The organism is Bradyrhizobium sp. Ec3.3 (assembly GCF_000472925.1).
In the GTDB taxonomy this organism is placed as follows: domain Bacteria; phylum Pseudomonadota; class Alphaproteobacteria; order Rhizobiales; family Xanthobacteraceae; genus Bradyrhizobium.
The window spans coordinates 20795-43534 of record NZ_AXAS01000002.1 but is presented as its reverse complement, the minus strand read 5'-3'; the positions used below and the strand labels follow the sequence as shown (position 1 = coordinate 43534).

The following is a 22740-nucleotide window of genomic DNA, read 5'->3' as shown; positions in this document are numbered from 1 at the left end:
TGTTGTGTTACAGGCCCCTCATGGTGAGGAGCGCGGAACGCGCATCTCCGGACGATGCTGCGCATCGCCGGGCGAACCATGAAGGCCCGTATCTCGCCCGTAACCATCCTTCGAGACGCCCGCTGCGCGGGCTCCTCCGGATGAGGGAGGGAGTGCTTGTGACGCGGAAGAACCAGGACAGACGAATTTGCCAATTGTTTTGCCGAATTCATTCTGATCGCATAGAATCGACGGCATAGCGGGTCCCCGCTATTCCCCTCGATTTTTCTGCGGTCATGCCGGCCGTCAGCATCGGTTGGTTTCATGGCGCAAAGGCCTCTCTCGTCGGACAAACCCAAGCTCGCGACCGCCGGTGACGTGGGTGAGCTGAAGGACAAGCTCGCGCCTGCCGGCAAGTCGGACGCGGCTGTCGATGAAGACGACGAGGAGGGCGAGGACGAACTGCTCGACCTCGACGATGACGATGAGGACGAGGATCTCGTTGTCTTTACCGCGCGCGAAGCCGCCGGCGCGCTCGCGACCATCTTGGGCTTCGTCAAGCCCTACCTCTCCAACTACAAGCGGATCCTGGCCTTCGTGTCGTTCGGCGTCCTGATCGAGACGCTGTTCAACGTCATCATGCCGCTCAGCCTGAAATTCCTGATCGACGACGCGCTCGGCGAGGAGGATTTTCAAGCGCTCTACAAAATCCTCGGCGTGCTCGCGGTCGCCGGCATCTTCACCTCGATCGTCGCGGTCTGGTACGAGCGCTGGGACGCGCGGCTCGCGGCCTGCATCATCTCCGACGTGCGCAAGCGGCTGTTCGAGCATGTGCAGGACCTGCCGGCCGCCTATTTCGGCCGCACCAAGCGCGGCGAGATCCTGTCGCGCTTCTCCGTCGACCTCTCGGCCTTCGAAGGCTCGGTCAAGACATTCGTCAACAGCGCCGCACTGCCGTTCATGGAGCTGATCGCCGGCATCATCCTGTTGCTGTTCCTGAACTGGCAGCTCGCCGTGGTTGCGCTCCTGGTGTTTCCGATCACGCTGATCGGGCCGCGCATCCTCACCCCGAAGGCGGTGCAGGCGAATTACGAGCAGAAGCTCAACGAAAGCGGGCTGCTCGGCATGGTGCAGGAGAACGTGGCGGCGCAGGCCGTGATCAAGGCGTTCAGCCTCCAGCGCAAGATGTTCGGCTTCTTCGCCTTCCGCAACGACGAGACCCGCAACCGGATCGCCTCGGCCGCATTCCTCTCGACCATGGTGGAACGAACGGTCACGATCTCGGTCCTGCTGCTGCACCTCGTGGTGCTCGCAATCGGCGCCTATCTTGCGACCAAGGGGCAGATCACCATCGGCACCTTCGTCACCTTCGAGAGCGCGTTCTGGGAGGTCTCCTACAACATCGCCCATGTGATGCACTTCATTCCGGTGTCGATCTCCTCGGCCGCCGCCGTGCGTCATATCCAGGAACTGCTGGACGAGCCGACGCGGGGCGCCGATCGTCCCGGCGCGCCGGATCTGCCGCGCATCACCAACGACATCACCTTCGATCATGTCACCTTCCAGTACGAAGGCAGCCAGACGCCGGTGCTGGACAATCTCAGCCTCAAGCTCAAGGTCGGCAAGAGCATCGCGATCGTCGGGCCCAGCGGCTCGGGCAAGAGCACGCTGCTCAATCTGATCCTGCGCCTCTACGTGCCCGACGAAGGCCGCGTCACCATCGACGGCGTCGATGTGCGGAAAGTGACGCTGGATTCGCTGCGCCGGAGCATGGCGGTGGTATTCCAGGAGAACATGCTGTTCAACATGTCGATCCGCGAGAACATCCGGCTCGGCAAGGAGGGCGCGACCGACGAGGAGGTGGCCGAGGCTGCGAAGAAGGCCGAGATCCACCGCTACATCATGAGTCTGCCGCAGAAATACGACACGCCGGTCGGCGAGCGCGGCGATACGCTGTCGGGCGGCCAGCGCCAGCGCCTCGCGATCGCGCGCGCGATCATCCGCAATCCATCCGTGCTGCTCTTGGACGAAGCGACCTCGGCGCTCGACCAGACGACCGAGGCTGCGATCAACCGCACGCTGCTGAAGGTCGCCAAGGGCCGCACCATGATCTGGTCGACTCACCGTCTGACCTCGGTCGTCGAGATGGACGAGATCATCGTGATTTCAGGCGGCCGCGCCATCGAGCGCGGCTCGCACGCCGAGTTGCTCGCCAGGAACGGCACCTATCGCAAGCTGTGGGACGACCAGATCCACCAGCCGCATGGCGGCGCGGCTCAGGTCGATGACGACGACAGCGACGAGGATGATGATGACGAGGACGACGAGGAGGATGGCGACGAGGAGTGACCGAGGAAGTTCGGCTCGAGGTCAATCAGTCGCGTTGCCCGCCGGACCGCACCTTGGGCAAACCAGGCCACGAAGCGCGCCCAGCGCTGCGCCGTCCAGTAGGGGCTCGTTGCGAGCGACACTTCACGGAAGTCGAATGCCTTGGCCGCCGACCAGGCATCGCAGGCCCGCTTGATCGGGTCGTCGTAGAAGGCGGCTATCTTGTCCTCATCCATGCCCTCGGTCGCAAGCCAGGCCGGGATGTGCACCCCGCAGAGCCGTTCGACGTCGGTGAACACCTTGTCGGCGCCGGTGCCAGCGACGGGGCAGGAGGTCGCGAAGGCATCGCCAACCAGCGCGATGCCGGCCTGGCGGCAGGCCCGGTGCACATAAAGATCAACCGGACGAATCCTGATCTCGCTTGCGATGTCGAAAGCGCCGGTGATGCGCGACAGGCGCGGCAGGGCGGCGTTCAGGGTGGCGATCGGTGCCTGCCGCAGATCGCGCAGCCAGGGATCGTCGAAGGCGCGGTACACGAACAGGTTTGCCCGCATCCGCGTGCCGATCGGAAACAGTGAGACGTAGGGGATGCGGTCGCTCGGCCGCTCGGAGAAATACGTCATTGCCGGAAAATCGAACGAGGTGCGCCCGACCGGCACGATGTCGAATCCGACCGAGATCGAATGGCAGGCGCTGACGATCTCGCGTTCGATGCCGAGCTGGTGGCGCAGGCCGACGTTCAAGCCATTGGCGAGGACGACGAGGCGGGCGGAGACGACCTCGTCATTGGAGAGCGTGATCCTCTGCCGGTCGGGGCTCGTCGCGATCGACAGCGCCTTGGCGCAGACCTGCTCGATCGTTTCGGGGATTTCCGCGCGGATCGCGTTGACGAAGGACTCGTAGCGGAAGCCGAACTGCCGGCTCGGCGCCTTGTCGAGCAGGCGGCCGAATCGCGCGATCCAGTTCTCACCGCAAAACGTGGCACGGCGCAGCACTGATTCTGCGATTCCGGTCCGCCAGAATCGCTCGAGCTGGGCGTCACCGCTGATTTTCTCGACCCGGAAGTCGGGCGGATACTCGGTGTGGGGGTCGATGAGGACGGCCTGGACGCCGGCGCGACCCAGCATTGCGGCGGCGGCGGAGCCGGCCATCCCCCCGCCGATGATCGCAATATCGATATACCGCATCGGTATTTCTCCGCTCCGGTGCGGCACCCTGCCGCACGAACAGGAAAGAAAACCTTAGCGGGCGCCATAAAAGTATATTTTGCCCGGGTATAAATTAGCTTTGGGGCTGGCGGAACGAGGTGCGGGAACCTAATCAGCGAAGCGGCGAGGGCGCCGAACGAGCTAATTCTTTAAGCGCGAGAAGCCCTTCGCTTGCTGTGGTTTCGCCTTGACTCAGGTGATTCCCACTTATAGAAAGCGCGTCACTTAACGACAGGCGGTGAGCATCGCCAACGTCGGAACGGGCCACCCGCCTGATCCTTTTGGGATCATAAAGCGGGCACCAACCTCGACGAATGCCGCTCAAACGCTGTCGATCATAGCTAGGCAATGCCAGTGCGATTTTAGTTCTCTAGAGCTCGTTCTCTTGAGATCAAACTCGGATGCATGACCTCGGTACGCGGCCTTCGGCTCAACGCTGATCGGTCCTAAGACTGCGGTCCTCTGTGGCGTCGAAGCGCTTTCCGCTCGGTAATGGAGCGGTTGGCGCAATTTCGCTTTGCGCGGGTTCTTCCGCGCCAGGCGGCCCCATCGGGCGGGTAGTCCGGAAGAAGAATTTGCGGGCCCGAAAGGGACCGCGGCAGAACAAAGGGTAAGGCCAGGATGCCGACGATCAACCAGCTGATCGCTCAACCGCGTGAAGTGCAGAAGTCGCGCAAGAAGGTGCCGGCGCTGCAGCAGTCGCCGCAGAAGCGTGGGGTTTGCACCCGCGTCTATACGACGACCCCGAAGAAGCCGAACTCGGCGCTTCGTAAGGTTGCCAAGGTGCGCCTGACCAATGGCTTCGAGGTGATCGGCTACATCCCCGGCGAGGGCCATAACCTCCAGGAGCACTCGGTGGTCATGATCCGCGGCGGCCGCGTCAAGGACTTGCCCGGCGTGCGCTACCACATCCTCCGCGGCGTGCTGGATACCCAGGGCGTCAAGAACCGTAAGCAGCGTCGTTCGAAGTACGGCGCCAAGCGTCCGAAGTAAGCGGGAACCTCGTCCATGTCTCGTCGCCACTCTGCTGAAAAGCGCGAAGTCCTTCCCGATCCGAAGTTCGGGAACATCATCGTCACCAAGTTCATGAACTCGGTGATGTACGCCGGCAAGAAGTCGGTCGCGGAAGGCATCGTCTACGGTGCGTTCGGCATCATCGAAACCAAGACCAAGCAGAACCCGCTCGGCGTGTTCGAGCAGGCGCTCGAGAACGTGATGCCGACGATCGAGGTGCGCTCCCGCCGCGTCGGCGGCGCGACCTATCAGGTCCCGGTCGAGGTCCGCTCGACCCGCCGTCAGGCGCTGGGCATTCGCTGGCTGATCTCGGCTGCCCGCGAGCGCAACGAAAAGACGATGACCGAGCGGCTCTCGGCGGAGCTCTTGGACGCATCGAATAACCGGGGGAACGCCGTCAAGAAGCGCGAAGACGTGCACCGGATGGCCGAAGCCAACCGCGCCTTCTCGCATTATCGCTGGTAACGGCGACACCTAACGGACTCGCAAGGAACGACCCATGCCCCGCCAACATGCCATCGAGGACTACCGTAACTTCGGTATCATGGCGCATATCGACGCCGGCAAGACCACGACGACCGAGCGCATCCTCTATTACACCGGCAAGAGCCACAAGATCGGCGAAGTGCACGAAGGTGCCGCGACGATGGACTGGATGGAGCAGGAGCAGGAGCGTGGCATCACGATCACCTCCGCTGCGACCACCGCGTTCTGGGCCGGCAAGCGCCTGAACATCATCGACACGCCCGGCCACGTCGACTTCACCATCGAGGTCGAGCGTTCGCTCCGCGTGCTCGACGGCGCCGTCTGCGTGCTCGACTCGAACCAGGGCGTCGAGCCCCAGACCGAGACGGTCTGGCGCCAGGGCGACAAGTACAAGGTTCCGCGCATCGTCTTCGCCAACAAGATGGACAAGATCGGTGCGGACTTCTTCAAGTGTCTGTCCGACATCGTCGATCGCCTCGGCGCCAAGCCCGTCGCGATCCAGCTTCCGATCGGCGCCGAGAACAACTTCAAGGGTCTCGTCGACCTCGTGAAGATGAAGGGCGTCATCTGGAACGATGAAGCTCTCGGCGCGAAGTTCGACTATGTCGACATTCCGGAAGACCTCGTCGACCAGGCCAAGGAATACCGCGAGAAGATGGTGGAAGCCGCCGTCGAACTCGACGACGACGCCATGGCCGCCTATCTCGACGGCAAGGAGCCGGACGAGGCGACGCTGAAGAGGCTGATCCGCAAGGCCGTGCTTACCGGCGCGTTCTATCCCGTGCTGTGCGGCTCGGCCTTCAAGAACAAGGGCGTGCAGCCGCTGCTCGACGCCGTCGTCGACTACCTGCCATCGCCCCTCGACGTGCCCGCGATCAAGGGCACCGACGACAAGGGCAACGAAGTCGTGCGCAAGGCGGACGACAAGGAGCCGCTCGCGCTGCTCGCGTTCAAGATCATGGACGACCCGTTCGTCGGCACCATCACCTTCTGCCGCATCTATTCGGGCATTCTCTCGTCGGGCACCGGCGTCGTGAACTCGACCCGCGAGAAGAAGGAGCGGATCGGGCGCATGCTGCTGATGCATGCGAACAACCGCGAGGACATCAAGGAAGCCTATGCCGGCGACATCGTTGCGCTGGCCGGCCTGAAGGAAGCGCGCACCGGCGACACGCTGTGCGATCCCGACAAGCAGGTGATCCTCGAGAAGATGGAATTCCCCGAGCCGGTCATCGAGATCGCGATCGAGCCGAAGTCGAAGGCCGACCAGGAGAAGCTGGGCGTGGCGCTCGCCAAGCTCGCCGCGGAGGATCCGTCCTTCCGCGTGTCGACCGACCACGAGTCCGGCCAGACCATTCTCAAGGGCATGGGCGAACTCCATCTCGACATCAAGGTCGATATCCTCAAGCGCACCTACAAGGTCGACGCCAACATCGGCGCGCCGCAGGTGGCGTTCCGTGAGCGCATCACCAAGAAGGTGGAGCACAGCTACACCCACAAGAAGCAGACCGGCGGTACCGGCCAGTTCGCGGCCGTGTCGTTCATCGTCGAGCCGAACGAAGCCGGCAAGGGCTTCGAGTTCGAATCGAAGATCGTCGGCGGCGCGGTGCCAAAGGAGTACATCCCCGGCGTCGAGAAGGGCCTCGAGAGCGTGCTCTCCTCCGGCGTGGTCGCGGGCTTCCCCGTGGTCGACGTCAAGGTGCAGCTCGTCGACGGTAAGTACCACGACGTCGACTCGTCGGCGCTCGCCTTCGAAATCGCTTCGCGCGCCTGCTTCCGTGAAGCGCTGCAGATGGGCAAGTCCGTTCTGCTCGAGCCGATCATGAAGGTCGAGGTGGTGACGCCGGAAGACTACACCGGCTCGGTCATCGGCGACCTGAATTCTCGGCGCGGTCAGATCCAGGGTCAGGACATGCGCGGCAACGCCAACGTCATCAACGCGATGGTGCCGCTCATGAACATGTTCGGTTACGTGAACAACCTGCGCTCGATGAGCCAGGGGCGCGCGACCTTCACAATGCAGTTCGACCACTACGCAGAAGCGCCGGCTAACGTGTCGGCAGAAGTCCAGAAGAAGTTTGCCTGATTGTCGTCGGTCTCGAGCTGACGATTGAACGGAGAGTCAAATGGCCAAAGCAAAGTTTGAACGTAACAAGCCCCACTGCAACATCGGCACCATCGGTCACGTCGACCATGGCAAGACGTCGCTGACCGCGGCGATCACCAAGATCCTCGCTGAAACCGGTGGCGCGACGTTCACGGCGTACGACCAGATCGACAAGGCGCCGGAAGAGAAGGCGCGCGGCATCACCATCTCGACCGCGCACGTCGAGTACGAGACCAAGAACCGCCACTACGCGCACGTCGACTGCCCCGGCCACGCCGACTACGTGAAGAACATGATCACCGGCGCTGCCCAGATGGACGGCGCGATCCTGGTCGTGTCGGCCGCTGACGGCCCGATGCCGCAGACCCGCGAGCACATCCTGCTCGCCCGCCAGGTCGGCGTGCCCGCACTCGTCGTGTTCCTCAACAAGTGCGACATGGTCGACGATCCGGAGCTGCTCGAGCTCGTCGAGCTCGAAGTCCGCGAGCTGCTCTCGAAGTATGAATTCCCCGGCGACAAGATCCCGATCATCAAGGGCTCGGCGCTGGCCGCTCTCGAAGACTCCGACAAGAAGCTCGGCCACGACGCCATCCTCGAGCTGATGCGCAACGTCGACGAGTACATCCCGCAGCCGGAGCGTCCGATCGACCAGCCGTTCCTGATGCCGGTCGAAGACGTGTTCTCGATCTCGGGCCGCGGCACCGTGGTGACCGGCCGTGTCGAGCGCGGCATCGTCAAGGTCGGCGACGAAATCGAGATCGTCGGTCTGCGTGCGACGACCAAGACCACCGTCACCGGCGTCGAAATGTTCCGCAAGCTGCTCGACCAGGGCCAGGCCGGCGACAACATCGGCGCGCTGCTCCGCGGCACCAAGCGCGAGGAAGTCGAGCGCGGCCAGGTGCTCTGCAAGCCCGGTTCGGTCAAGCCGCACACCAAGTTCAAGGCTGAGGCCTACATCCTCACCAAGGACGAGGGCGGCCGTCACACCCCGTTCTTCACCAACTACCGTCCGCAGTTCTACTTCCGCACCACCGACGTGACCGGTGTGGTGCACCTGCCGGAAGGCACCGAGATGGTGATGCCGGGCGACAACATCGCGATGGAAGTGCACCTGATCGTGCCGATCGCGATGGAAGAGAAGCTCCGCTTCGCGATCCGCGAAGGCGGCCGTACCGTCGGCGCCGGCGTCGTCGCCTCGATCATCGAGTAATTACGAGACTAGAGATTGGCGAGTAGCGGATGGCAGCATTCGCTATTCGCTATTCGCCACTCTGTTTGAAGAAAGACCACGGCAATGAACGGCCAAAATATTCGCATCCGTCTCAAGGCGTTCGACCATCGTATCCTCGATACGTCGACGCGTGAGATCGTGAATACGGCGAAGCGCACCGGCGCGCAGGTTCGCGGACCCATTCCGCTGCCGACCCGCATCGAGAAGTTCACCGTCAACCGTTCGCCGCACGTCGACAAGAAGAGCCGCGAACAGTTCGAGATGCGCACCCACAAGCGTCTGCTCGACATCGTCGATCCGACCCCGCAGACCGTCGATGCTTTGATGAAGCTCGACCTGGCCGCCGGTGTCGACGTCGAGATCAAGCTCTAAGATTTTTGGATCCCGTTCGCGAAAGCGGACAGAAAGAACAGGAAGCAAGCCGATGCGCTCCGGAGTGATCGCACAAAAGGTCGGGATGACGCGGGTCTTCACGGAGACCGGTGAACATATCCCCGTGACCGTGCTGAAGCTCGGCAATTGCCAGGTCGTAGGCCACCGCACCGAAGAGAAGAACGGTTATGTCGCGCTCCAGCTTGGCGCCGGCACCCGTAAGACCGTGTACATGCCCAAGGCTGAGCGCGGCCAGTTCGCGGTCGCCAAGGTCGAGCCGAAGCGGCAGGTCGAGGAATTCCGCGTCTCCGCGGATGCCATGATCCCGGTCGGCGCCGAGATCCTGGCCGATCACTTCGTCGTCGGCCAGTTCGTCGACGTCACCGGCACCTCGGTCGGTAAGGGCTTTGCCGGCGGTATGAAGCGCTGGAACTTCGGCGGTCTGCGCGCCACGCACGGTGTGTCGATCTCGCACCGATCGATCGGTTCGACCGGCGGCCGTCAGGATCCCGGCAAGACCTGGAAGAACAAGAAGATGCCCGGCCACATGGGTGTCGACCGCATCACCACGCTCAATCTTCGCGTCGTCCAGACCGATGTCGAGCGCGGCCTGATCCTCGTCGAAGGCGCCGTTCCCGGCTCCAAGGGCGGCTGGATCCGCGTGCGCGACGCCGTCAAGAAGCCGCTGCCGAAGGAAGCTCCGAAGCCCGGCAAGTTCAAGGTTGCCGGCGGCGAAGCCGAGGCTGCGGCCCAGCAGGAGGGTGCGTGAGATGGAACTGAAAGTCACGACCCTTGAGGGCAAGGAAGCCGGCTCCGTCCAGCTCTCCGACGCCATTTTCGGCCTCGAGCCGCGCGAGGACATCATCGCGCGCTGCGTGAAGTGGCAGCTCGACAAGCGTCAGGCTGGCACCCACAAGGCCAAGGGCCGCGCCGAGATCTGGCGCACCGGCAAGAAGATGTACAAGCAGAAGGGCACCGGCGGTGCTCGTCACGGCTCGGCCCGCGTGCCGCAGTTCCGTGGCGGCGGCCGTGCCTTCGGCCCGGTGGTGCGTTCGCACGCCTCCGACCTGCCGAAGAAGGTCCGCGCGCTCGCGCTGAAGCATGCGCTGTCGGCCAAGGCCAAGGACGGTGATCTCGTCGTGATCGAGAAGGCCGCGCTCGAGGCCGCCAAGACCAAGGCGCTGCTCGGCCACTTCTCGGGGCTGGGCCTGACGAACGCGCTGATCATCGACGGCGCCGAGCTGAACCAGGGCTTTGCCGCGGCGGCCCGCAACATCCCGAACATGGACGTGCTGCCGATCCAGGGCATAAACGTCTACGACATCCTGCGCCGTCAGAAGCTCGTTCTGACCAAGGCCGCCATCGATGCGCTGGAGGCGCGCTTCAAATGACGAAGAACATCGAGGCTCGCCACTACGACGTGATCCTGTCGCCGGTCGTGACCGAAAAGGCGACGATCGCCTCGGAGCACAACAAGGTTCTGTTCAAGGTGGCCGCGAAGGCGACCAAGCCGCAGATCAAGGAAGCGATCGAGAAGCTGTTCGACGTCAAGGTCAAGAGCGTCAACACGCTGGTCCGCAAGGGCAAGGTCAAGGCCTTCCGCGGCAATCTCGGCTCGCAGTCGAACACCAAGCGCGCGATCGTGACCCTCGAAGAGGGTCATCGGATCGACGTGACCACCGGTCTGTAAGGTCCTACGACGATGGCACTGAAGACATTCAACCCCACGACGCCGGGCCAGCGCCAGCTGGTCATGGTCGATCGTTCGGCCCTCTACAAGGGCAAGCCGGTCAAGGCGCTCACCGAAGGCAAGAAGTCCTCGGGCGGTCGCAACAACACCGGTCGCATCACCGTGCGCTTCCGCGGCGGCGGTCACAAGCAGACGCTGCGCACCGTCGACTTCAAACGAGAGAAGATCGACGTCCCCGCCACCGTCGAGCGGCTGGAGTATGACCCGAACCGCACCGGCTTCATCGCGCTGATTAAGTACCAGGACGGCGAGCAGGCCTACATCCTGGCGCCGCAGCGCCTGGCGGTGGGTGACACCATCATCGCCGGCAACTATGTCGACGTGAAGCCGGGCAACGTCATGCCGCTCGGCAACATGCCGGTCGGCACGATCATCCACAACATCGAGACCAAGATCGGCAAGGGTGGCCAGCTCGCACGTTCGGCCGGCACCTACGCCCAGCTCGTCGGTCGCGACCAGGACTACGTGATCATCCGCCTGAACTCGGGCGAGCAGCGCCTGGTGCACGGCCGTTGCCGCGGCACGATCGGCGCGGTGTCGAACCCGGATCACATGAACACCTCGATCGGCAAGGCCGGTCGCAAGCGCTGGATGGGCCGTCGCCCGCACAACCGCGGTGTTGCCATGAACCCGATCGACCATCCGCACGGCGGTGGTGAAGGTCGTACCTCGGGGGGTCGCCACCCGGTCACCCCGTGGGGCAAGCCGACCAAGGGCAAGAAGACCCGCACCAACAAGTCGACCAACAAATTCATTCTCCTAAGCCGCCACAAGCGGAAGAAGTAAGGAACGCCGGACATGGTTCGTTCAGTCTGGAAAGGCCCGTTCGTCGAAGCGTCGCTGCTCAAGAAGGCAGATGCGGCGCGTGCGTCCGGCCGTCACGACGTCATCAAGATCTGGAGCCGTCGCTCGACCATCCTGCCGCAGTTCGTCGGCCTGACCTTCGGCGTCTACAACGGTCAGAAGCACGTGCCGGTGGCGGTCAACGAGGAAATGGTCGGTCACAAGTTCGGTGAGTTCTCGCCGACCCGGACCTTCCATGGCCACTCCGGCGACAAGAAAGCCAAGAAGGCTTGAGGATTAAGTCATGAGCAAACCTAAGCGCGAACGGAGCCTCGCCGACAACGAGGCCAAGGCGGTCGCCCGGATGCTGCGGGTGAGCCCGCAGAAGCTCAACCTGGTGGCCCAGCTCATTCGCGGCCGCAAGGCGTCTGCTGCGCTCGCCGATTTGCAGTTTTCGCGCAAGCGGATCGCGGTGGACGTGAAGAAGTGCCTGGAATCGGCTATCGCCAACGCCGAGAACAATCACGACCTCGACGTCGACGATCTCGTCGTGGCGCAGGCCTTCGTCGGCAACGGGCTGGTGATGAAGCGCTTTGCCGCCCGCGGCCGTGGTCGCTCGGGCCGTGTCTACAAACCATTTTCGCAGCTGACGATCATCGTTCGTCAGGTCGAAGCCGAAGCAGCCGCTTAAGAGGCGCAGGAGAACACGATGGGTCAAAAGATCAATCCGATCGGTCTGCGTCTCGGCATCAACCGGACCTGGGATTCCCGCTGGTTCGCCGGCAAGCAGGAATACGGCAAGCTGCTGCATGAGGACGTCAAGATCCGCGAGATCCTGCACAAGGAGCTCAAGCAGGCGGCCGTCGCCCGCATCGTGATCGAGCGTCCGCACAAGAAGTGCCGCGTCACCATCCACTCGGCCCGTCCGGGCGTGGTGATCGGCAAGAAGGGCGCCGACATCGACAAGCTGCGCAAGAAGGTGGCCGACATCACCTCGTCGGACGTCGTGATCAACATCGTCGAGATCCGCAAGCCGGAGCTCGATGCGACGCTGGTCGCCGAATCGATCGCGCAGCAGCTCGAGCGCCGCGTTGCGTTCCGCCGCGCCATGAAGCGCGCCGTGCAGTCGGCGATGCGTCTCGGCGCGGAAGGCATCCGCATCAACTGCTCGGGTCGTCTGGGCGGTGCGGAAATCGCGCGCATGGAGTGGTACCGCGAAGGTCGCGTGCCGCTGCACACGCTGCGCGCCGACATTGACTACGGCGTCGCGACCGCGTTCACGACCTTCGGCACCTGCGGTGTCAAGGTCTGGATCTTCAAGGGCGAGATCCTCGAGCACGATCCGATGGCCCAGGACAAGAGAATGGCCGAAGGCGAGGGTGGTGGCAGCGGTGGCGGCCGGCAGCGTCGCGACGCTGCGGCCTGAGCCAGCACAGGAATTTGAGGGCTTAAAGCCATGATGCAACCTAAGAAAACGAAGTTCCGGAAGGCGCATAAGGGCCGCATCCACGGCGTTGCGTCTTCGGGCGCGACGTTGGCGTTCGGCCAGTTCGGCCTGAAAGCGACCGAGCCTGAGCGCGTCACCGCGCGCCAGATCGAGGCCGCCCGCCGCGCGCTGACCCGCCACATGAAGCGCGCCGGCCGCGTCTGGATCCGCGTATTCCCCGACGTTCCGGTGTCGAAGAAGCCGGCCGAAGTCCGCATGGGCTCCGGCAAGGGCTCGCCGGAATTGTGGGTCGTGCGCGTCAAGCCGGGCCGGGTGCTGTTCGAGATCGACGGCGTCAACAACCAGACTGCGCGCGAGGCGCTGACCTTGGCTGCTGCCAAGCTGCCGATCAAGACGCGCTTCGTCGAGCGCATTGCGGAGTAATGGCCATGGCCCAGATGAAGATCGAAGACATCCGCGCGATGAGCCCCGACCAGCAGGACGACGCCGTCCTGAACCTGAAGAAGGAGCGCTTCAATCTGCGCTTCCAGCGTGCCACCGGGCAGCTCGAGAACACCTCGCGCTTGCGCGAGGCCCGCCGTGACATCGCCCGGATCAAGACCGTCGCCGCGCAGCAGCGCGCGAAGAAGAAGTAAGAGGCTTACGAAGATGCCGAAACGTACTTTGCAGGGCGTGGTCGTCAGCGACAAGCAAGCCAAGACCATCGTGGTGCGCGTCGATCGCCGCTTCACGCACCCGATCTACAAGAAGACGATCCGCCGTTCGAAGAACTATCACGCGCACGACGAGAACAACCAGTTCAAGCCGGGCGACGTGGTGTGGATCGAGGAATCGAAGCCGATTTCGAAGTTGAAGCGCTGGGTCGTGATCCGGGGCGAACACAAGAAAAGCGCCTGAGTTGTCGGCACTTAGCCGACTGACTTCAGGGAAATGTTGAGCGCTGGCCAGGCTGGCGCAAAAGAGAAAGAGGACGAGGTGCATCAATGATTCAGATGCAGACCAACCTCGACGTGGCCGACAATTCTGGCGCACGCCGTGTCATGTGTATCAAGGTGCTCGGAGGCTCCAAGCGCCGCTACGCCACCATCGGCGACATCATCGTCGTGTCGATCAAGGAAGCGATTCCGCGTGGCAAGGTGAAGAAGGGCGACGTGATGAAGGCCGTCGTGGTGCGTGTCCGCAAGGACATCCGCCGCCCCGACGGTTCGGTCATCCGCTTCGACCGCAACGCCGCGGTCCTGATCAACAACCAGGCCGAGCCGGTCGGTACCCGTATCTTCGGGCCCGTGCCGCGCGAGCTGCGCGCCAAGAACCACATGAAGATCATTTCGCTCGCGCCGGAGGTGCTGTGATGGCTGCGAAGATCCGCAAGGGCGACAAGGTCGTCGTGCTGACCGGCCGCGACAAGGGCCGCACCGGCGAGGTGTTCGAGGTGCGCCCGGACGCCGGCACGGCTCTGGTGCGTGGCATCAACATGGTGAAGCGCCACCAGAAGCAGACCCAGAACCAGGAGGGCGGCATCATCTCGAAAGAGGCGCCGATCCAACTGTCCAATATCGCGTATCTCGGCAAGGACGGAAAGCCGACGCGCATCGGATTCAAGATTCAGGCGGACGGCAAGAAGGTCCGCATCGCCAAGAGCTCGGGAGCTGAGATCGATGGCTGACACAGCTTACGTGCCGCGCCTGCGCGCGGAATACGACGCGAAGATCCGCGTCGCGATGACCGAGAAGTTCGGTTACGAGAACGTCATGCAGGTTCCGCGGCTGGACAAGGTCGTGCTGAACATGGGCGTTGGCGATTCCGTGAACGATCGCAAGAAGGCTGAGAACGCCGCTGCCGAACTGACGCAGATCGCCGGCCAGAAGGCGATCGTGACCTATTCGCGCATCGCGATCGCGACCTTCAAGCTGCGTGAGAACCAGCCGATCGGCTGCAAGGTCACGCTGCGCAAGGCCCGCATGTACGAGTTCATCGATCGCCTGGTGACGGTCGCGCTGCCGCGCGTCCGCGACTTCCGCGGCCTGAACCCGAAGAGCTTCGACGGCCGTGGCAACTACTCGCTCGGCATCAAGGAGCACATCATTTTCCCCGAGATCGACTTCGACAAGGTCACGGAAGCCCGCGGTATGGATATCACCGTCTGCACCACGGCCAAGACCGACGAAGAGGCGAGGGCCTTGTTGACCGCTTTCAATTTCCCGTTCCGGCAGTGAGACGCTGACGTAAAGCCTCTCAAACGCGGATACCCAGGAGCCAAGCATGGCAAAGAAGAGTTCAATCGAGAAGAACAACCGGCGCAAGCGGATGGTGAAGAACGCCGCCGCCAAGCGCGAGCGGTTGAAGGCGATCATCGCCGACAAGAAGCTGCCGATGGAGGAGCGCTTCGCTGCGACGCTGAAGTTGGCGGAAATGCCGCGCAACTCGTCGGCGACCCGCATCCGTCTGCGTTGCGAGCTGTCGGGCCGCCCGCGCTCGAACTATCGCAAGAACAAGCTGTCCCGTATCGCGCTTCGTGAACTTGGCTCCAAGGGCATGGTCCCGGGCCTCGTGAAGTCGAGCTGGTAAGGAGGATCGTTTAGATGTCTACGCACGATCCAATCAGCGATCTGATCACCCGCATCCGCAACGCGCAGATGCGCTCAAAGACCAAGGTCTCCACGCCTGGCTCGAAGATGCGCGAGAACGTGCTCGAGGTGCTGAAGAGCGAGGGCTATATCCGTGGTTACGCCACGGTCGAGCACTCCTCGGGCCGCAGCGAGATCGAGATCGAGCTGAAGTATTTCGACGGCGAGCCCGTCATCCGCGAGATCGAGCGGGTCTCCAAGCCCGGACGTCGCGTCTACGCCTCGGTGAAGGCTCTGCCGCGCGTCAACAATGGGCTCGGTATTTCGGTGTTGTCGACGCCGAAGGGGATCATGGCCGACCACAGCGCGCGCGACGCGAATGTGGGCGGTGAAGTCCTCTTCACGGTGTTCTGAGAAGGATTTTTGATCCATGTCACGTGTTGGCAAAAAGCCTGTGACGGTGCCGTCGGGCGTTACCGCGACCGTCGATGGGCAGACCGTCAAGATGAAGGGGCCGAAGGGCCAGCTTCAGTTCATCGTCCATGACGACGTCGAGGTGAAGCTCGAGAACGGCCAGGTCAAGGTCAAGCCGCGGGCCGAGACCAACCGCGCGCGGGCGCTGTACGGCACCGCTCGCGCCCAGGTCGCGAATCTGGTGGAAGGCGTCACCAAGGGCTTCGAGAAGAAGCTCGAGATCACCGGCGTCGGTTACCGCGCCGCGATGCAGGGCAAGAACCTGCAGCTCGCGCTCGGCTACAGCCACGACGTGATCTATCCGATCCCGGAAGGGATCACGATCGCCGTGCCGAAGCCGACCGAAATTACGGTGACGGGCAGCGACATCCAGCGCGTCGGCCAGGTCGCAGCCGAAATTCGCGCCTATCGCCCGCCGGAGCCCTACAAGGGCAAGGGCGTGAAGTATGTTGGCGAATTCATCTTCCGCAAGGAAGGCAAGAAGAAGTAACGGAGCCGGTCATGTCGAAAGCCAAGGTTACGAATGCCCGGCGCAAGCGGAGTGTGCGGCTCAAGCTGCGCCGCTCCGGTGGCGGCCGTCCGCGCCTGTCGGTGTTCCGCTCGTCCAAGCACATCTACGCCCAGGTCATCGACGACCTGAAGGGCGAGACGCTGGCGTCTGCCTCCTCGCTCGAGAAGTCGATGCGCGACGGCGGCAAGACCGGCGCCGACATCGATGCGGCGAAGGCGGTCGGCAAGCTGCTGGCCGAGCGCGCCGCAGAGAAGGGCGTCAAGGAAGTCGTGTTCGATCGCGGCAGCTATCTCTATCACGGGCGCGTCAAGGCTCTTGCCGACGCTGCGCGTGAGAGCGGGCTGAACTTCTAACAGAATTTGAGGATTGAGGCGTAAGCCTCTGAAGGATTGGAAAAACCATGGCAGGTGAACGCGAACACCGCGGCGGACGTGAACGCAAGGAGCGCGAGGAGCGCGACAGCGAGTTCGTCGACAAGCTCGTCCACATCAACCGCGTCGCCAAGGTGGTCAAGGGCGGCAAGCGCTTCGGCTTCGCAGCGCTGGTCGTGATTGGCGACCAGAAGGGCCGTGCCGGCTTCGGTCACGGCAAGGCGCGCGAAGTGCCTGAGGCGATCCGGAAGGCGACCGAATCCGCCAAGCGCAACCTGACCCGCGTGTCGCTGCGCGAGGGCCGCACGCTCCATCACGACATCGCCGGCCGTCACGGTGCAGGCCGTGTCTACCTGCGTGCCGCCCCGGCCGGTACCGGCATCATCGCCGGCGGTCCGATGCGCGCCGTGTTCGAGACGCTCGGCGTCCAGGACGTGGTGGCCAAGTCGATCGGCTCGTCCAACCCCTACAACATGGTGCGCGCGACCTTCGACGCGCTGAAGCACCAGGATTCGCCGCGCTCGGTCGCGGCCCGCCGCAACATCAAGGTGTCCACCCTGCAGTCCCGTCGTATCGGCGGCGATGCCGAGGCGGCTGCCGACTAACGGAAGCTTTTCGGAGTTTTAAAAAATGGCCAAGGCCGCCAAGACGATCAAGATCGAGCAGATCGGCAGCGCGATCCGCCGCCATCACTCGCAGCGCTCGACGCTGATCGGGCTCAAGCTCAACAAGATCGGCCGCGTCGCCGAACTCCCGGACACCCCGGCGGTTCGCGGCATGATCGAGAAGGTTCACCATCTCGTCCGCATCGTCGACGGGAAGTAAGCAAGGGCGCATGATCCCGGAAGCTGGATACCGGTTTTCGGGCTAGATCATGCGCAAGAAACAAGGAGAAGGGCGATGAAGCTCAGCGATATCGCCGACAACCCCGGCTCGCGCAAGAAGCGCATGCGCGTCGGTCGCGGCATCGGTTCGGGCAAGGGCAAGCAGTCCGGCCGCGGCGGCAAGGGCCAGACCGCGCGTTCGGGCGTGCGCATCAAGGGTTTTGAAGGCGGCCAGATGCCGATGCATCGCCGTCTGCCCAAGCGCGGCTTCAACAACATCTTCCGCGTCGAGTTCGCCGAGATTAATCTCGACCGGCTCCAGGACGCCGTCGATGCCAAGAAGCTCGACACGGGCAGCGTCGTGAACGCCGAAGCGCTGGTGAAGGCCGGCGTGCTGCGTCGTTCCAAGGCCGGCGTCCGGCTGCTCGGCCGCGGCGAGCTCAAGGCCAAGCTCAACATCGAAGTGCACGGCGCCTCGAAGTCCGCCATTGCGGCGGTCGAGAAGGCCGGCGGCTCGGTGAAGATCCTCGCGCCTGCCCCCCAAGAAGGCGAGGCGGCGTAACATCTGCGTCATTGGCCCGCGGCTCGCGGGCCTTTACGCGTGCTGGACGATGGACTTATCGAAGCCGTGCACCAGATAATGTCCGGCGTCCGCCCAGTAGCCCGGCCGCGGGCATGACGGCGCAGTAGGCGGCGGGAGAAAGCCCAACATGGTCTCAGCAGCGGAACAACTGGCAGCCAATCTCAATTTCGGCGCGCTTGCCAAGGCCGACGAACTGAAAAAGCGCATCTGGTTCACCCTGGGTGCGCTGCTCGTTTATCGGCTCGGCACCTACATCCCGCTGCCCGGCATCGATCCCAACATCTGGGAGCAGGTGTTCCGCTCGCAGGCGGGCGGCATCCTCGGCATGTTCAACATGTTCGCCGGCGGCGGCATCCACCGCATGGCGATCTTCGCGCTGAACATCATGCCGTACATCTCGGCATCGATCATCATCCAGCTCCTCACCACCGTCTCGCCGCAGCTCGAGGCGCTGAAGAAGGAAGGCGAGGCGGGCCGCAAGACGCTGAACCAGTACACCCGCTACCTCACCGTGATCTTGGCCGCGTTCCAGTCCTACGGCATTGCGGTAGGCCTGGAAGGCGCCGGCAACGTCGTCAGCGATCCCGGCCTGTTCTTCCGTCTCTCCACCGCCATCACGCTCACCGGCGGCACCATGTTCCTGATGTGGCTGGGCGAGCAGGTGACCTCGCGCGGCATCGGCAACGGTATCTCGCTGATCATTCTCTCCGGCATCGTCGCCGAGCTGCCCTCCGCGCTCGCCAACATGCTAGAGCTCGGCCGCCAGGGCGCGATGTCCACCGGGCTGATCCTGATCGTCATCATCATGGCGGTCGCCGTGATCGCCTTCATCGTGTTCATGGAACGCGCGCAGCGCCGGCTTCTGATCCAGTATCCGAAGCGCCAGGTCGGCAACAAGATGTTCGAGGGCCAGTCCTCGCATCTGCCGCTCAAGCTCAACACCTCGGGCGTCATCCCGCCGATCTTCGCGTCCTCGCTGCTCCTGCTGCCGACGACGGTTGCGAACTTCAACGCGGGCAAGGGACCGGAATGGTTCCAGTGGCTGACGACGCAGCTCGGTCACGGCCGGCCGCTGTTCCTGATCATGTATCTCGCGCTGATCGTGTTCTTCGCGTTCTTCTACACCGCGATCGTGTTCAACCCGACCGAGACCGCGGACAACCTGAAGAAGCACGGCGGCTTCATCCCGGGCATCCGTCCCGGCGAGCGCACCGCCGAATACATCGACTACGTGCTGTCGCGCATCACGGTGATCGGCGCGATTTACCTCGCGATTGTCTGTTTGATCCCGGAAATTCTGATTTCCTACGCCTCGGTGCCCTTCTACTTTGGCGGCACGTCGCTGTTGATCGTGGTCAGTGTCACCATGGACACGGTAGCGCAGGTTCAGGGTTATCTGCTCGCCCATCAGTATGAAGGGCTGATCAGGAAGTCGAAGCTGAGGGGCCGCCGTAGATGACCAAGGAGCTCGCGCGCCGGATCGCTTTCACGATTGGCGCACTGCTCCTTTTCAGGCTCGGCGCTCACATTCTGCTCCCGGGGCTTCGCCCGGGCGATTGGCTGACGGGCGGTCCATTGGCGGTTGACGCGATAGCCCGCCTGTCCATCGTTGCCCTCCATCTCGTTCCCTATCTGAGCGCAGCGATCATCGTCCAACTGGTCGCGATGGTATGGGGACGGCTGAGCTCGCTCGAGAGGTCGGGCGAGCGTGGCCGGCGCAGGATCGCCCGTTACACCCTGACCCTGACGCTGGTGATCGCGTCTTTCCAGGCCTGGGGCATCGCTTCGACGCTGACGACGATCCCCAACATCGTGCCCGATCCCGGCGACTGGTTCGTAGTGTCGGCGACCGCGTCAATGGTCGGCGGCGTGTTCTTGCTTGTCTGGCTGAGCGAGCAGATCACCCGCCATGGAATCGGCAATGGTCTTGCACTGGTGCTGAGCGTCAGCATTCTCGTCCACGTTCCGGGGGACGTTGCAGGTATCCTCGACCTCGTCCAGAGCGGCCAAATATCCGTCAATCTTGCGCTGACCCATGCCGTCTTCTGGATCGTGCTCGTCGCCCTGATCGTCTTCGTCGAAAGCGCGCGACGCAATGTCCGCGTCGACTTTGCCGAACGCAAGATCGGGGAACGCGTGATGCCCGCTCGATCGGCGGTTCTGCCGATCAAGGTCAACAGCGCCGGCTATCTAGTGCCGACCACCGTGGCGCCCTGGTTCTTGTTTCTGCCGCTGGCTTTCCTGACTTACGTCTTTGGTGCCGATGCGCCGTGGATCGCCGCCGCCTACAAGCAGCTTCAGCTTGGTGCGCCGGGTCACCTGATCCTCGGATCCGTCGCGGTATTCGTGCTCGCCTTCATCTACACAGCCTACGTCGTCGATCCCGAGCACGTCGCCGATTCTCTTGTGAAGCAGGGCGGCGCGATTCCCGGCGTTGCGGCGGGCGAGCCCACAGCGGATTACCTTGATCGCGTGGTGTCATTGACGACGGTGGCCGGAGCCGTCTACCTGACGGCGTTGCAGTTGATTCCGGAGATCTTCGAGCCTTACGGGATCGGGCTGCCTTATAGTATGATTATCAATGGTGGTGCGGCGCTGATTGTGGTTTGCACTATTCTCGATCTTCAAACACAGGTGCGCGAGCTATCGCTCACCGATCCGGGGGGCGAACGCCGATGAGAATTATCCTTCTGGGACCGCCGGGGTCAGGCAAGGGGACCCAGGCGCAACGGCTGATCGAGCGCTATGGCATCGTGCAGCTCTCAACCGGTGAGATGCTTCGCGCTGCGGTTGCAGCGGGAACACCGGTCGGCCTGAGGGCGAAGGAGATCATGGCGAGCGGCGGCCTCGTGCCCGACGATGTCGTGGTGGGAATCATCGCCGACCGGATCGAGCAGCCCGATGCCAAGAAGGGTTTCATCCTCGATGGCTTCCCGCGCACGGTCCCGCAGGCCGAGGCGCTGGACGAGCTGTTGAAGCACAGGCACCTCAAGCTCGATGGCGTGATCGAGCTCAGGGTCAATGAGAGCGCGCTGCTCGATCGCGTGGAGACCCGCGTCGCCCAGATGCGCGAACGCGGCGAAGAGGTCCGGGTCGACGACACCCCGGAGGTCCTGACCAAGCGGCTCGCCAGCTACCGCAGCCAGACGGAACCGCTGATTCACTACTATTCCGAGCGGCGCAAGCTCTCGACCGTCGATGGCATGATGACCATCGAGGAGGTCACCCGCGCCATCCATCGCCTTCTCCTCGCGCTGGGGGCGATCGAGCCCAAAACCCACGCCAAGGCAGCCCAGGCCAAGACCTCGGCTAAGCCCGCGGCCAAGGCAGCTCCAGCCAGGCGAGCTGGCGAAAAGGCATCCAAAAAGGCCAAGAAACCCGCGAAAGCGGCCAAAAAGGCCAGCAAGTCCGCCAAGAAGGCCCCCAAAGGCACCAAGAAAGCCGCAAAAAAGACCGCCAAGAAGACCGTTAAAAAGACCGCTAAAAAGAGCGCCAAAAAAGGTCCGAAGAAGGCCCCAAAAAAGGTCACGAAAAAGCGAGCTAAGCGCTAGCAGCGGTTGACGAAACCCCCGGGAATCCCTTAATAAGCCCCGCATCCAAGTCGGATAGTTTCAGACGATGCCGGGCCCCAGGAAGACCGGGGGTGGGCGTCGTGTTCGCGTTTGTGAACACCTGCCCGAGAACGCAAGCACTTAAAGCCCGATTCCTGACGAGGGATCGGCAACAGGAGAGAAAGCCGTGGCCCGTATTGCCGGCGTAAACATTCCCACCAACAAGCGCGTGCTGATCGCGCTGCAGTACATCCATGGCATCGGCCCCAAGATCGCCGGTGACATCATGGAGAAGGTGAAGATCCCCGAGGATCGTCGCGTCAATCAGCTGACCGACCAGGAAGTGCTCCAGATCCGCGAAGTGATCGACCGCGACTTTCTCGTCGAGGGCGATCTGCGTCGCGAGGTCGGCATCAACATCAAGCGTCTGATGGACCTCGGCTGCTATCGCGGCCTGCGTCATCGTCGTGGTCTGCCGGTGCGCGGTCAGCGTACCCACACCAATGCGCGCACGCGCAAGGGTCCGGCCAAGGCGATCGCCGGCAAGAAGAAGTAAGTTCTGCAATTCAAATATGGCGTGTGGCGAAGAGGGATCCTCGGTTCGCCACACGCTATTCGCTTTCACAGGTGTAGCCGCTGGCATTACGGCGGCGTTTGAGATCTCCAGGAAAGGTATTCAATGGGCAAGGAAGCCACCCGCGTTCGCCGTCGTGAGCGCAAGAACATCGCCTCCGGCGTCGCGCACGTGAACTCGTCGTTCAACAACACGACGATCACCATCACCGATGCGCAGGGCAACACGATTGCCTGGTCGTCGGCGGGCACCATGGGTTTCAAGGGATCGCGCAAGTCGACCCCGTATGCAGCGCAGGTCGCTGCGGAGGACGTTTCCAAGAAGGCGCAGGAGCACGGCATGCGCACGCTGGAAGTCGAGGTCGCCGGTCCCGGTTCGGGCCGCGAGTCGGCGCTCCGCGCGTTGCAGGCTGCGGGCTTCACCGTCACCTCGATCCGCGACGTGACCACGATCCCGCACAATGGTTGCCGCCCGCGCAAGCGTCGGCGCGTTTGATACGAGGTCGCGGGCGCCGTCGTCGTCCGCGATGACTTTGTTTTGCGAAGCCGCAAGCGCGACTTGCGGCCTTTCTCCAACGCCA

32 protein-coding genes are annotated in these 22740 nt (G+C 63.2%); 31 read left to right on the top strand and 1 reads right to left on the bottom strand.

Annotated elements, in window-relative coordinates; genetic code table 11:
* The first annotated feature begins 303 nt into the window (after positions 1-303).
* On the top strand, positions 304-2328 hold the full coding sequence (locus tag YUU_RS0102720) for an ABC transporter ATP-binding protein (protein WP_027520969.1): 2025 nt from the start codon (positions 304-306) through the stop codon (positions 2326-2328).
* On the opposite strand, the gene YUU_RS0102715 is transcribed toward YUU_RS0102720, so the two are convergent.
* On the bottom strand, positions 2256-3494 hold the full coding sequence (locus YUU_RS0102715) for an FAD-dependent monooxygenase (protein WP_027520968.1): 1239 nt from the start codon (positions 3492-3494) through the stop codon (positions 2256-2258). The two genes, YUU_RS0102720 and YUU_RS0102715, sit on opposite strands and share 73 nt — an antisense overlap.
* A gap of 642 nt (positions 3495-4136) precedes the next feature.
* Here YUU_RS0102715 and rpsL point away from each other — a divergent pair.
* From rpsL to rpsK, 30 genes are all read left to right on the top strand, one after another.
* Positions 4137-4508, top strand: a complete 372-nt coding sequence (gene rpsL, locus YUU_RS0102710; protein ID WP_007603006.1) for a 30S ribosomal protein S12 — start codon at positions 4137-4139, stop codon at positions 4506-4508.
* A 15-nt stretch (positions 4509-4523) separates the two neighbouring features.
* A complete protein-coding gene (gene rpsG, locus YUU_RS0102705) occupies positions 4524-4994 on the top strand; it encodes a 30S ribosomal protein S7 (RefSeq protein WP_027520967.1) in 471 nt (156 codons plus the stop codon).
* A gap of 34 nt (positions 4995-5028) precedes the next feature.
* Positions 5029-7101, top strand: coding sequence for an elongation factor G (gene fusA, locus YUU_RS0102700; RefSeq protein ID WP_027520966.1), 2073 nt, complete (start codon positions 5029-5031; stop codon positions 7099-7101).
* A gap of 40 nt (positions 7102-7141) precedes the next feature.
* Positions 7142-8332: an elongation factor Tu gene (gene tuf, locus YUU_RS0102695; protein ID WP_027520965.1), complete on the top strand. Its 1191-nt coding sequence runs from the start codon at positions 7142-7144 to the stop codon at positions 8330-8332.
* Positions 8333-8416: 84 nt separating this feature from the next.
* Positions 8417-8725, top strand: coding sequence for a 30S ribosomal protein S10 (gene rpsJ / locus YUU_RS0102690; RefSeq protein WP_002712302.1), 309 nt, complete (start codon positions 8417-8419; stop codon positions 8723-8725).
* Between the two features lie 52 nt (positions 8726-8777).
* Positions 8778-9494, top strand: coding sequence for a 50S ribosomal protein L3 (rplC, locus tag YUU_RS0102685; RefSeq protein ID WP_027520964.1), 717 nt, complete (start codon positions 8778-8780; stop codon positions 9492-9494).
* A 1-nt stretch (position 9495) separates the two neighbouring features.
* Positions 9496-10116, top strand: coding sequence for a 50S ribosomal protein L4 (gene rplD, locus YUU_RS0102680; protein ID WP_027520963.1), 621 nt, complete (start codon positions 9496-9498; stop codon positions 10114-10116).
* Entirely contained in the window at positions 10113-10415 is a 303-nt protein-coding gene (locus YUU_RS0102675; protein WP_027520962.1) for a 50S ribosomal protein L23, read from the top strand. Before rplD ends, YUU_RS0102675 begins: the two co-directional genes overlap by 4 nt.
* Before the next feature lie 12 nt (positions 10416-10427).
* Positions 10428-11261, top strand: coding sequence for a 50S ribosomal protein L2 (gene rplB, locus YUU_RS0102670; RefSeq protein WP_027520961.1), 834 nt, complete (start codon positions 10428-10430; stop codon positions 11259-11261).
* A 12-nt stretch (positions 11262-11273) separates the two neighbouring features.
* Entirely contained in the window at positions 11274-11552 is a 279-nt protein-coding gene (gene rpsS / locus YUU_RS0102665; RefSeq protein ID WP_008963465.1) for a 30S ribosomal protein S19, read from the top strand.
* 10 nt (positions 11553-11562) lie between these two features.
* Positions 11563-11949, top strand: a complete 387-nt coding sequence (gene rplV, locus YUU_RS0102660; RefSeq protein ID WP_008549264.1) for a 50S ribosomal protein L22 — start codon at positions 11563-11565, stop codon at positions 11947-11949.
* A gap of 18 nt (positions 11950-11967) precedes the next feature.
* A complete protein-coding gene (gene rpsC, locus YUU_RS0102655; RefSeq protein WP_027520959.1) occupies positions 11968-12684 on the top strand; it encodes a 30S ribosomal protein S3 in 717 nt (238 codons plus the stop codon).
* A gap of 30 nt (positions 12685-12714) precedes the next feature.
* The gene (gene rplP, locus YUU_RS0102650; RefSeq protein ID WP_027520958.1) at positions 12715-13128 is read left to right on the top strand and encodes a 50S ribosomal protein L16; all 414 of its coding nucleotides are present in this window, start codon (positions 12715-12717) and stop codon (positions 13126-13128) included.
* Between the two features lie 5 nt (positions 13129-13133).
* Positions 13134-13340 (top strand): 50S ribosomal protein L29, encoded by a 207-nt coding sequence (gene rpmC, locus YUU_RS0102645; protein ID WP_027520957.1) that lies wholly within the window; start codon positions 13134-13136, stop codon positions 13338-13340.
* Between the two features lie 13 nt (positions 13341-13353).
* On the top strand, positions 13354-13602 hold the full coding sequence (gene rpsQ / locus YUU_RS0102640; RefSeq protein ID WP_027520956.1) for a 30S ribosomal protein S17: 249 nt from the start codon (positions 13354-13356) through the stop codon (positions 13600-13602).
* An 86-nt stretch (positions 13603-13688) separates the two neighbouring features.
* Positions 13689-14057 (top strand): 50S ribosomal protein L14, encoded by a 369-nt coding sequence (rplN, locus tag YUU_RS0102635; protein ID WP_027520955.1) that lies wholly within the window; start codon positions 13689-13691, stop codon positions 14055-14057.
* A complete protein-coding gene (rplX, locus tag YUU_RS0102630; RefSeq protein ID WP_027520954.1) occupies positions 14057-14371 on the top strand; it encodes a 50S ribosomal protein L24 in 315 nt (104 codons plus the stop codon). Before rplN ends, rplX begins: the two co-directional genes overlap by 1 nt.
* Positions 14364-14921, top strand: coding sequence for a 50S ribosomal protein L5 (rplE, locus tag YUU_RS0102625; protein WP_035661041.1), 558 nt, complete (start codon positions 14364-14366; stop codon positions 14919-14921). Before rplX ends, rplE begins: the two co-directional genes overlap by 8 nt.
* Positions 14922-14967: 46 nt before the next feature.
* Positions 14968-15273 (top strand): 30S ribosomal protein S14, encoded by a 306-nt coding sequence (rpsN, locus tag YUU_RS0102620; protein WP_027520952.1) that lies wholly within the window; start codon positions 14968-14970, stop codon positions 15271-15273.
* A 14-nt stretch (positions 15274-15287) separates the two neighbouring features.
* Positions 15288-15686: a 30S ribosomal protein S8 gene (gene rpsH, locus YUU_RS0102615; protein ID WP_027520951.1), complete on the top strand. Its 399-nt coding sequence runs from the start codon at positions 15288-15290 to the stop codon at positions 15684-15686.
* 16 nt (positions 15687-15702) lie between these two features.
* Positions 15703-16236, top strand: a complete 534-nt coding sequence (gene rplF / locus YUU_RS0102610; RefSeq protein ID WP_027520950.1) for a 50S ribosomal protein L6 — start codon at positions 15703-15705, stop codon at positions 16234-16236.
* An 11-nt stretch (positions 16237-16247) separates the two neighbouring features.
* Positions 16248-16610, top strand: coding sequence for a 50S ribosomal protein L18 (gene rplR, locus YUU_RS0102605; protein WP_027520949.1), 363 nt, complete (start codon positions 16248-16250; stop codon positions 16608-16610).
* 47 nt (positions 16611-16657) lie between these two features.
* Entirely contained in the window at positions 16658-17233 is a 576-nt protein-coding gene (gene rpsE, locus YUU_RS0102600) for a 30S ribosomal protein S5 (RefSeq protein ID WP_027520948.1), read from the top strand.
* A 25-nt stretch (positions 17234-17258) separates the two neighbouring features.
* Positions 17259-17453 (top strand): 50S ribosomal protein L30, encoded by a 195-nt coding sequence (gene rpmD / locus YUU_RS0102595; RefSeq protein ID WP_027520947.1) that lies wholly within the window; start codon positions 17259-17261, stop codon positions 17451-17453.
* Between the two features lie 75 nt (positions 17454-17528).
* A complete protein-coding gene (rplO, locus tag YUU_RS0102590) occupies positions 17529-18014 on the top strand; it encodes a 50S ribosomal protein L15 (RefSeq protein ID WP_027520946.1) in 486 nt (161 codons plus the stop codon).
* A 148-nt stretch (positions 18015-18162) separates the two neighbouring features.
* Positions 18163-19494, top strand: a complete 1332-nt coding sequence (gene secY / locus YUU_RS0102585; RefSeq protein WP_027520945.1) for a preprotein translocase subunit SecY — start codon at positions 18163-18165, stop codon at positions 19492-19494.
* Entirely contained in the window at positions 19491-20714 is a 1224-nt protein-coding gene (locus YUU_RS0102580; protein WP_027520944.1) for a preprotein translocase subunit SecY, read from the top strand. The genes secY and YUU_RS0102580 overlap by 4 nt, the downstream gene beginning before the upstream one ends.
* Positions 20711-21586 (top strand): adenylate kinase, encoded by an 876-nt coding sequence (locus tag YUU_RS0102575; RefSeq protein ID WP_027520943.1) that lies wholly within the window; start codon positions 20711-20713, stop codon positions 21584-21586. Before YUU_RS0102580 ends, YUU_RS0102575 begins: the two co-directional genes overlap by 4 nt.
* Positions 21587-21773: 187 nt before the next feature.
* Entirely contained in the window at positions 21774-22142 is a 369-nt protein-coding gene (gene rpsM, locus YUU_RS0102570) for a 30S ribosomal protein S13 (protein WP_027520942.1), read from the top strand.
* A gap of 123 nt (positions 22143-22265) precedes the next feature.
* Positions 22266-22655, top strand: coding sequence for a 30S ribosomal protein S11 (gene rpsK, locus YUU_RS0102565; RefSeq protein WP_007603045.1), 390 nt, complete (start codon positions 22266-22268; stop codon positions 22653-22655).
* The last annotated feature ends 85 nt before the right edge of the window (positions 22656-22740 follow it).